Source organism: Cellulomonas sp. ACRRI (assembly GCF_022346185.1).
Classification (GTDB): Bacteria; Actinomycetota; Actinomycetes; order Actinomycetales; family Cellulomonadaceae; genus Cellulomonas.
Genome location: NZ_JAKRMS010000169.1, coordinates 1 through 7,141 on the forward strand (window position 1 = coordinate 1; position 7,141 = coordinate 7,141).

Annotated in this window: 6 protein-coding genes; 4 read left to right on the forward strand and 2 right to left on the reverse strand. The window is 77.8% G+C overall.

What is annotated here, in order from left to right:
• The coding region (locus MHY85_RS19355; protein ID WP_239199694.1) for a DUF222 domain-containing protein at positions 1–1,381 on the reverse strand (1,381 nt) is incomplete at its 3' end.
• A gap of 63 nt (positions 1,382–1,444) precedes the next feature.
• Between MHY85_RS19355 and MHY85_RS19360 the strand changes: the two genes are divergently transcribed.
• From MHY85_RS19360 to MHY85_RS19375, 4 genes are all read left to right on the forward strand, one after another.
• Complete coding sequence (locus MHY85_RS19360; RefSeq protein WP_239199697.1) at positions 1,445–2,494, forward strand: zinc-dependent alcohol dehydrogenase family protein; 1,050 nt, start codon at positions 1,445–1,447, stop codon at positions 2,492–2,494.
• A gap of 75 nt (positions 2,495–2,569) precedes the next feature.
• On the forward strand, positions 2,570–3,811 hold the full coding sequence (locus MHY85_RS19365) for a Nif3-like dinuclear metal center hexameric protein (RefSeq protein ID WP_239199700.1): 1,242 nt from the start codon (positions 2,570–2,572) through the stop codon (positions 3,809–3,811).
• On the forward strand, positions 3,808–4,548 hold the full coding sequence (locus MHY85_RS19370; protein ID WP_239199704.1) for a zinc ribbon domain-containing protein: 741 nt from the start codon (positions 3,808–3,810) through the stop codon (positions 4,546–4,548). Before MHY85_RS19365 ends, MHY85_RS19370 begins: the two co-directional genes overlap by 4 nt.
• Complete coding sequence (locus MHY85_RS19375) at positions 4,548–5,336, forward strand: histidine phosphatase family protein (protein ID WP_239199707.1); 789 nt, start codon at positions 4,548–4,550, stop codon at positions 5,334–5,336. Before MHY85_RS19370 ends, MHY85_RS19375 begins: the two co-directional genes overlap by 1 nt.
• A 45-nt stretch (positions 5,337–5,381) precedes the next feature.
• Here MHY85_RS19375 and MHY85_RS19380 read toward each other — a convergent pair.
• Positions 5,382–7,141 (reverse strand): threonine/serine exporter ThrE family protein (locus MHY85_RS19380; RefSeq protein ID WP_239199710.1); only part of this gene is annotated, 1,760 nt, incomplete at its 5' end.

Sequence of the window (7,141 nt, forward strand, 5' to 3'; positions counted from 1 at the left end):
AGCAGCGGGTGCAGCCACGCCGCGCGGGTGCGGGTGCGGCGGGGCCGGGCGCGGTCGCGACGGGGCCGGGCGCGGTCGCGACGGGGCCGGGCGCGAGCGCCGGCGCGGTGGCTCCGGGCGGTGCGCTGGCCGCGGTGGCGACGGTCGGTGCGTCGGGCGCGTCGGCGGCGGTGCCCGTCCCGGTACCGGTTGCGGTCCCGGCGGCGGTGGCGGTCCTGGCCGGTGCCGGGGGCGCTCCTGGCGGCGACGTGGTGTCGTGCTGGCCGGGCGGCGACGTGGTGTCGTGCTGGCCGGGCGCGGGGTGCGTGGTGGCCTCGCCGAGCGGGACGAGGGTGGCGATCGGGATCGGCTCGACCGGCGGAGCGAGCACGGGGCCGTCCCGGTCGGTGAACGTCGCCCCGTTCCACGACCGCTTGGGTTGCGGCGGCTGCGGTGGGCCCGGGGTCAGGTGGACCTCGAACGCCGGCCCGTCGGACTCCGGGACGTCGCCCACGACCAGGTCCCGCAGCCCGTCGGCGCGCAGCTGGTCCAGGGTGCGCCCGTCACCCAGGGCCTTGGCCGTCTTCGCGGCGTGGGTCAGCACCCCGTCGACCCGGATCGCGTCGGCGGCGTCCAGGACCAGCCACATGGAGGCCATGCCGTCGGGCTGGGGGCGGGGGTGGGAGACCTTCCTGGTGCACCGGGCGCGGTCGTGGCGTCCGGCGGCGCCCTCGGGGTCGGCCAGCCGGATCTCCCGCTCGACCCGTTGCCGCAGCTGGGCCACGGAGCACTGGTCGGCGTCGGGGAGCACCGCGTCCTCCACGGCGTGCGCGGCCTGGAACGGCAGGTCGGTCAGTGCCGCGGCGAGGACCTGGGCCTTGGCGGCGTCGATGTGCCCGACCTCCAGCGCCTGCCGGGTGGCGCACAGCAGGCTGTCGAGCACCACGGCCCGGTTCACGGTCCTGGTCGCGGTGACCCGGGGCCACCCCAGCCGCATCGCGAGCTCGTCGCCGGCCACGCTGGACTGCGTGGGCGGCGCCCCGGCCAGCGGGGACCAGTCCGGGCGCATCTCCTGGCGGGATGCCAGCTCGGCGACCATGGCCAGCTTGCGTGCGTGCTGGTAGGACTCGACCCGGTCCTGCGCGGCGATCGTCTCGACCAGGATCGCCGGGCTCAGCACCGTCAGGTCCAGGCCCCGCAACCACGCGTCCAGCTCGGGCCCGGGCGGGCACGACCGGATCGCCTCGACCTGCCGCTGCTCACCCGTGCGCGGCGCCCCGCCCGCGGCCACGACCGGGTCCGGGCCGAGGTCCGTCAGACACGTCCCGTCGGGCCCGTAGACCGGCAGCACCACGGCGGCGACCACGTCGCCGTCGAAGTGTTCCTGCAGGTCAGATGCCATGGAACGACACTACCGACGACCACCGACACGCCCCGCCGGGCGACCCCGTCGTAGGCTTCCCCCGTGCGAGCGACCCTCATCCACGGCCCCCACGACGTCCGCCTCGAGCAGGTCCCCGACCCCACGATCCAGCGCCCGACCGACGCCCTCGTGCGCGTCGTCGCGTCCTGCGTGTGCGGCTCCGACCTGTGGCCCTACCGTGGCGTGCGGCCGACGACGTCGCCGCGCCGGATCGGGCACGAGTTCGTCGGCGTGGTCGAGGAGGTCGGCGCGGACGTCCGGACGCTGCGCCCGGGCCAGTTCGTCGTCGCGCCGTTCACCGTCTCCGACGGCACCTGCGTGCACTGCCGGAACGGCGTGCCGACGTCCTGCGTGCACGGCAGCGGCTGGGGCGGCGACGACGCCGAGGGCGTGTTCACCGACGCCGGCCAGGGCGAGTACGTCCGGGTGCCGCTCGCCGACGGCACCCTCGTCGCGATGCCCGACACCCCCGACGCCGACCTGCTGCCGCACGTCCTCACGCTGACCGACGTCATGGGCACCGGGCACCACGCGGCGCTGTCGGCGGGCGTCGGGCCGGGCTCGACGGTGGCCGTCGTCGGCGACGGCGCGGTCGGCCTCTGCGCCGTCGTCGCGGCGAAGCGGCTCGGCGCCGAGCGCGTCGTCGCCATGTCCCGGCACGCGTCCCGGCAGGCGCTGGCCCGCGAGTTCGGGGCCACCGACGTCGTGGCCGAGCGCGGCGACGAGGGCGCCGCGGCGGTCCGGGACCTGCTGGGCGGGGTCGGCCCGGACCAGGTGCTGGAGTGCGTCGGCACGAAGGAGTCGATGCAGCAGGCGCTCGACACCGCGCGGCCGGGCGGGCAGATCGGGTTCGTGGGTGTCCCGGCGGGCGGGCCCGAGCTGCCGGTGCAGCAGATGTTCGGCAGCAACGTCGGCGTCCGCGGCGGGATCGCGCCGGTGCGCGCGTACATCGAGGAGCTCGCCGCCGAGGTCTGGTCGGGCGCGATCCAGCCGGGCAGGGTGTTCGACCTGGTGCTGCCGCTGGACGAGGTCGCCGAGGCGTACGCCGCCATGGACGAGCGTCGCGCGATCAAGTCGATGCTGTTGCCCTGACGCGCGCCGTCCCGCCGAGGGACCGGAGGGGCGGGCGGCGGCGCCGGGGTGACCGACCCGGGTAGGTTCGACCGCGTGAGCCAGCCCACCCCGCCGTCCGGCCCGCCGTCCGCGCACGCCACCCTCGCCGACGTCGTCGGCGTGCTGGAGCGCCGCTACCCGCCGCGCACCGCCGAGTCGTGGGACCGCGTCGGCCTGGTGACCGGCGACCCCGCCCAGCCGGTCCGCCGGGTGCTGTTCGCCGTCGACCCGCTCGCCGTCGTCGTCGACGAGGCCCTGGACTGGGGCGCGGACCTGGTGGTCGTGCACCACCCGCTGCTGCTGCGCGGCGTGCACTCGGTGGCCGCGACCAGCGCCAAGGGCGCGCTGCTGCACAAGCTGATCCGCGGCGGGGTCGCCCTGTACACGGCCCACACGAACGCCGACGCGGCCGCCGGCGGCGTCGCCGACGAGCTCGCCCGCCTCGTCGGCCTGCAGGACCTGCGCCCGCTCGTCGCCGCGCCGGCCGAGCCGCTGGACAAGCACGTCGTGTTCGTCCCCGCCGGCGACGCCGAGCGGCTGGTCGACGCCCTGGCCGCCGCGGGGGCCGGCGCGATCGGCGAGTACAGCCGGTGCGCCTGGACGTCGACCGGCGAGGGCACGTTCACGCCCTCCGACGCCGCGACCCCGGCGATCGGCCGCGCCGGCGAGGCGGCCCGGGTCGTCGAGGCGCGGGTCGAGATGGTCGCGCCGCGCCGGCTGCGCGCGGCGGTCGTCGCCGCGATGCGCGCCGCGCACCCGTACGAGGAGCCGGCGTTCGACGTCCTGGAGCTCGCGACCTGGGACGGGCCGACCGGCACCGGCCGCGTCGGGCACCTGGCCGAGCCGCTCACCCTGCACGCGTTCGCCGAGCGGGTCGCCGCCGTCCTGCCCGCCACCGCGCAGGGCATCCGGTACGCCGGGCCGCCGGACGCGACGGTGCGGACGGTGGCCGTCGTCGGCGGGTCGGGCGACTCGCTGTTCGACGACGTCCGGTCGTCCGGCGCCGACGCCTACCTGACCGCCGACCTGCGGCACCACCCCGCCTCGGAGCTGCGCGAGCGCGCCGAGTTCGAGGCCCGCGGGGCCGCCGCCAGCCCGCCCTACCTCGTCGACGCGGCGCACTTCGCCTCCGAGTGGCCCTGGCTCCGCGGCGCCGAGCGCGACCTGCGCGCCGACCTGGCCGCGCGCGGCACTACGGTGGAGACCCGCGTGAGCACCCTGCGCACCGACCCGTGGACCGGCCGCGTCCCGGCGCCCTCCAGCACCACCGCACCGTCGGAAGGACACCACCCGTGACCAAGGCCTCCCCGCAGGACCAGAAGCGGCTGCTCGACCTCCAGGGGCTCGACACCAGGCTCGACCAGCTGGCGCACAAGCGCACCGCGCTGCCGCAGCACAAGCGCATCGCCGAGCTCGACGCCCAGCTGAAGGACCTGGACACCGCGATCGCCGCGTCCCGCACCGCCGTCGGGGACATCCAGCGCGAGGTCGCCAAGGCCGAGTCCGACGTGCAGCAGGTCCGGGACCGCGCGGCTCGGGACCAGGCCCGCCTCGACTCCGGGCAGGGCTCGGCGAAGGACCTCCAGGCGCTGCAGAGCGAGCTGGTGTCCCTGGCCCGCCGGCAGGGCGACCTGGAGGAGGTCGAGATCGAGGCGATGGAGCGGCTGGAGGCGCACGAGGGCACGCTCGGCGAGCTCACGACGGCGCACGCCGCGCTGCTGAACGACCGCGCCGCCGTCGTGGCGGAGCGGGACGCCGAGCTGGCGGTCATCGAGAAGCAGGCCGCCGAGGTGCGGACCCAGCGCGACGCGATGGCGGCCCCGCTGGAGGACCGGCTGATCCAGCTCTACGACCGGCTGCGCGGACGGCTCGGCGGGGTGGCCGTCGCGGCGCTGCGGCACGGGCGCTCCGAGGGCAGCGGCCTGCCGGTGCCGGCCACCGAGCTCGCGAAGATCAAGGCGACGCCCGACGACGAGATCGTCTACTGCGAGGACTCCGGGCGGATCCTGGTCCGCGGCGAGGACGCGTACTGATGGCCGCCGACGGCCCGCAGGGGAGCGCCCAGCCGCTCGAGCCCGAGGCCGGGACGCCGGCGCCGCCCGCGGCCGGCGAGCGCCCCGCGCGCCGCGGCCGCCCGTCCGGCGCCGCGGTGCGGTTCGACGACGCCCAGCCGGTCACGGTGATCCTCGTCCGCCACGGCGAGACCGAGATGACCGTCTCCCGCGGCTACTCCGGGTCCTCCGAGCCCGGGCCGTCGCTCACCGAGCGCGGCCGCGCGCAGGCCGCTGCCGCGGGCGAGTTGGTCCGCCGGGTCGGCGACGACCTCTGGGGCGACGTCCCGTATCCCACCGAGCTCATCGCGTCCCCGATGGTCCGGACCCGGGAGACGGCCGCGATCATCGGCGCGCGCCTCGGCCTGACCCCGCGCGTGGACGCCGCGTTCCAGGAGGCCGACTTCGGCGCCTGGCAGGGGCTCACCGCCGAGGAGATCGAGCAGCGCTGGCCCGGGCAGCTCGAGCCCTGGCACACCCGCGCGGACCTCCGGCCCGACGGCGGCGAGTCGATCGCCGACGTGGGGGAGCGGATCGGCGCCGGGCTCGACGGTCTGCTCGCCGCGGGCACCGACCGGACCGTGGTCGTCGTCTCGCACGCCGTGGCGATCCGGGCCGCGCTCGGCCGGACGATGGGCGCGCAGCCGGGGTCGTGGAGCCAGCTGCGGGTCGCGCCCGCGTCGGTGAGCATCATCCGGCTGTTCGCGGACAAGCGGGACGAGGTCGCGGTGGCCGGGGCGCCGAGCGAGGGCTGGCCGGCGCGCGGCTGACGCCGGAGGGGATCGGCGAGGGCGGCAGCACCCCGCCGCGGCGGGTCAGACCGGCGGGTCCGTGCGGCGACGCAGCCGCCAGGGGCGCCCTGCCGGGAGCACGCCCGGCACGCCGCCCATCGACCACCGCTGCTGGCGCCCCGGCAGGCCGCGGGCCGCCGACAGGCCGACGAGGACGCCCAGCGCGATCGCCACCATCGTGCCGCCGGTGGCCACCAGCGTGGACACGCCGCTGCTGTCGCCGTCGAGCAGGCTCGTCACCCCGACCAGGCCGAGCGCACCCGGGACCAGCATCCAGAACGCCGGCAGGAACGACGCCAGCGGCGAGGGACCCGACGGGAACCGGGACACCGCCAGCGCGACCGGCGTCATCGCGAGCGCACCGACGAACGCCGACAGGGCGCTGCCGAGCAGCGCGTCCCCGAGCACCTGGGCCCCGTACGCGACGGCGAGCACCAGGACCACCCAGCCGATGGTCCGCGGCCGCCCGCACCGGTAGACGACCGTGCCGACGCCAAACACCGCGACGCCGATCCACGGCGCGACGGGGCCGAGGGCGTTGCTGCTGGACGCGAGGTCGACGGCGGGCACGCCGACCAGCGCGGCGGCCGCGACGATGCCGCCCGCCAGCAGCACGAGCTGCATCGCGCCCGCGGCGATCCGGCCCGCCCCGGAGAGCATCTGCCCGGTGGCGAGCTCGATGACCCCGGTCGTGAGCAGCCCGCCCGGCAGGAACAGCACGAGGGGGGCGACCAGCGACGGCAGCACGCCGAGATCGGGCACGACCCGCGCCGCGAGCAGCACGGCCGCGGCGACGACGAACGCGGACGCCACGGTCACCAGCACCTCGGCGCCGCTCGGCATCCGCCCGGCCACCAGCTGCACGGCGCCGACCGCCAGTCCGAGGCCGCCGGCGAACAGCAGATCCAGCCACGAGCCGCCGAGCAGCGCGGCGAGGCCCACCGACAGCAGCAGGTACCCGCCGAGGCGCGCGAGCATGCCGAACGGCGGCGCCGCCGCGCGCAGCAGCGCGATCCGGGCGGTCGAGCCGGCGACGTCCGCGTCCGGCTCCGCGGCGTCGCGGAGCACGTCGGTGAGCTCGTCGACCTGGTGCAGCAGCAGGGGGCGACGCCCGGTCGACACGGCCGCGGTGGCGACGCCGTCGCCGTCGGGCACGGAGACGAGCAGCGCGGTGGGCAGCACCACGGTCTCCGCGCCGGGCACGCCGTGCACGGCGGCGATCTGGTCCAGCGTGTCGGCGACCGAGGACACCGTGTGGCCGGCGTCGACCATCGCCTCGCCCGCCACGACCATGAGGCGCAGCACCTCGGCCGGCGCGGCGGGCGCGGGCAGCTCCGCGGTGTCGCCGTCGACGGCGGGCAGCGCGGCGGTCGCCGCGCCCGACCCGTCCCCGGCGGTCCCCGCGCCGGCCGGCTCCGCGTCGAGCCGGGCGCGGCGCGCCGAGATCGCGACGACGGCGACCGCCCCCGCGACGACGACGGCGAGCGCGGCGATCAGCTCGGCCCAGGGGGTCGAGGTCGTGGTGACGGCGGGCGGGCGGCTGAACTGCCGGGGGGCCTGCGTGCCGGCCCCGGTCGGCGTCGGGGTCGGCGTGGGCGTGGTCGGCCCGCCCGTGGGCGCAGGCGTGGAGGTCGGGCTCGGCGTCGGTGCGGGCTGCGGCTCCGCCGTCGGCACCGGTGCGGGGACCTGCTGCGTCGGCGTCGGCGTCGGCACGGGCGTGGTGGTGGGCGCGGGGGTGGCGGGGGTGGGTGGCGTCGCGTCGGCGTGGCGGGGGGGGGGGGCGG

Bases quoted from the DNA above. Each gene is read 5' to 3' on its own strand.
- MHY85_RS19375 (WP_239199707.1), top strand. From the start codon at position 4,548: ATGGCCGCCGACGGCCCGCAGGGGAGCGCCCAGCCGCTCGAGCCCGAG.